Raw genomic sequence first — 2237 nt, 5'->3', positions numbered from 1 at the left:
CTGGTGCCCGCCGCCCGCCGTGAGCGGACCGGGCCGGTCTCCGGCGCGGCGCTGGAAACGAAGGACGTCTCCGCGTGGTTCGGGGAGCGCAAGGTGCTTGACCGGGTTTCGCTGACGATGCGACCCGGTGAGGTGACGGCGCTCATCGGTCCCTCGGGCTGCGGCAAGTCCACCTACCTGCGCATCCTGAACCGGATGCACGAGCTCATCCCGGGCGCGTCCCTGGCCGGTGAGGTTCTGCTGGACGGCGAGGACATCTACGCCGCCGGCAAGCGGGCGCAGGAGACCCGTCGCCGGATCGGCATGGTCTTCCAGAAGCCCAACCCGTTTCCCGCCATGACGGTCTTCGACAACGTCGCGAGCGGCCTGAAGCTCGCCGGGATCAAGGGCAAGGACAAGGACTCCCTGGTCGAGCACTGCCTGCTGCGGGCCGGCCTGTGGAACGAGGTCCGGACCCGCCTGCGCTCCCCGGGGGGCGCGCTGTCCGGCGGGCAGCAGCAACGGCTGTGCATCGCCCGCTCGCTCGCCGTCGAGCCGGCTGTGCTGCTCATGGACGAGCCCTGTTCGGCTCTTGACCCGACATCCACCCGCCGGGTCGAGGAGACCATCGCCGAGATCGCCTCGGATGTGACGATCATTATCGTGACGCACAACATGCAGCAGGCGGCGCGGGTGTCCGACCACTGCGCGTTCTTTCTCGCCGAGGAGGGGCGGCCCGGCCACGTCGTCGAGTACGGGCGCACCGAGCAGATGTTCCACGACCCGCGCGACCCGCGGACCGCCGACTACGTCAACGGCCGGTTCGGGTAGGACGCGGGAGAACGGCTCTTCCGGGCCGTGGGCCGGGCCGTGGGGTGGGCAGTGGGCCGGGCTGGGCCGTTGTGGAACCGGTCCGCCAGAAACCCCCGGAGGCCTCCGGTCGGGCGAAAACCCATGGTCACATGGTCCGTTGGTCTATCGATCGATGACATTGACGGCTGTCTATGTTTGGGTCCATGCTTGCCCTGGCAGTACATAGACGCGGATCGATGTGAGGTGGTCGTCGTGGCCAGGGTCCAGTTGGCGCTGAACGTGTCCGATGTGAACGCGGCCGTGAGCTTCTACTCGAAGCTGTTCGGGGTTGGGCCGGCGAAGCGCCGGCCCGGGTACGCGAACTTCGCGGTCGAGGTCCCGCCGCTGAAGCTTGTGTTGATCGAGAACCCGGCGGCCCGGGAAGCCGGGGTGGCTGGCGCGCTCAACCATCTCGGTGTCGAGGTCGAGTCCACCGGCGAGGTGACGGCGGCGGCCGCGCGGCTGGCCGGTCTGGGGCTGGCCACAGCGACCGAAGAAGCCACGACGTGCTGTTACGCGGTGCAGGACAAGGTCTGGGTAGATGACCCGGACGGTGCGCCGTGGGAGGTCTACACCGTCCTCGCCGATGCCGATGCCGATGCCGATGCCGATGCCGGCGTTGGCGTTGGCGTCGCTGGACGGCCGGCCGTCCAGCGGGAGGCCGAACCGGGCACGCCGGGGTCGGCCTGCGCATGCGGGCCTGTGTGTGGTGGCATCGGTGGCCCGGAGCCGCTGGCCCTGACCGTGGCCCCGGTGGCTGGCCGTTGACCCCGGCCGTGACCGCGGACCAGCGCCCGCCGCTGGCGCGGCGGGTCGCGGCGGAGGCGTTCGGCAGCATGCTGCTGGCCGCCCTTGTCATCGGCTCCGGGATAGCCGCCCAACAGCTCAGCCCGAACCAGATCGGTCTGCAACTGGCGGAGAACGCCACGGTAACCGCGGCTGGCCTGTTCGCGATCATTCTGATGGTCGGGCCGGTGTCCGGCGCGCACATCAACCCGGTGGTCTCCGCCGTCGACGCGCTGTTCGGCGGTCTGCCCTGGCGGGACGTCGCGGCCTATCTGCCCGCCCAGGTCGCGGGATGCGTCGCCGGTGCGGTGCTCGCCAACGTCATGTTCGGGCAGGCGGCGGTGTCGATCTCCACCCATGACCGGGCGTCCGGCGCGCATCTGCTGTCCGAGATCGTGGCGACGGCCGGCCTGCTCCTCGTCATCTTCGCCCTTGCCCGCTCGGGGCGGGCCGACCGGGCACCGGCGGCGGTCGGGGCCTACATCGGCGCGGCGTACTGGTTCACCAGCTCGACCAGTTTCGCCAACCCGGCGATCACGGTGGGACGGATGTTCTCCGACACCTTCGCGGGTATCGCCCCCGCGTCCGTCCCGGCGTTCGTCGCCGCCCAGCTCACCGGC

At 70.5% G+C, this 2237-nt stretch carries 3 protein-coding genes; all 3 read left to right on the top strand.

What is annotated here, in order from left to right:
• On the top strand, positions 1-810 hold the full coding sequence (locus tag MJ785_RS13615; protein ID WP_370651631.1) for a phosphate ABC transporter ATP-binding protein: 810 nt from the start codon (positions 1-3) through the stop codon (positions 808-810).
• Positions 811-1044: 234 nt separating this feature from the next.
• Complete coding sequence (locus MJ785_RS13610; RefSeq protein ID WP_239381212.1) at positions 1045-1599, top strand: ArsI/CadI family heavy metal resistance metalloenzyme; 555 nt, start codon at positions 1045-1047, stop codon at positions 1597-1599.
• Positions 1596-2237, top strand: a 642-nt coding sequence (locus MJ785_RS13605) for an MIP/aquaporin family protein (RefSeq protein WP_255727653.1), incomplete at its 3' end; no start/stop codon positions are given. The genes MJ785_RS13610 and MJ785_RS13605, both read left to right, overlap by 4 nt.

The organism is Protofrankia sp. CiT1 (genome assembly GCF_917627335.1).
Lineage (GTDB): Bacteria > Actinomycetota > Actinomycetes > Frankiales > Frankiaceae > Protofrankia.
This window is presented reverse-complemented; position numbering and strand designations above follow the sequence as displayed.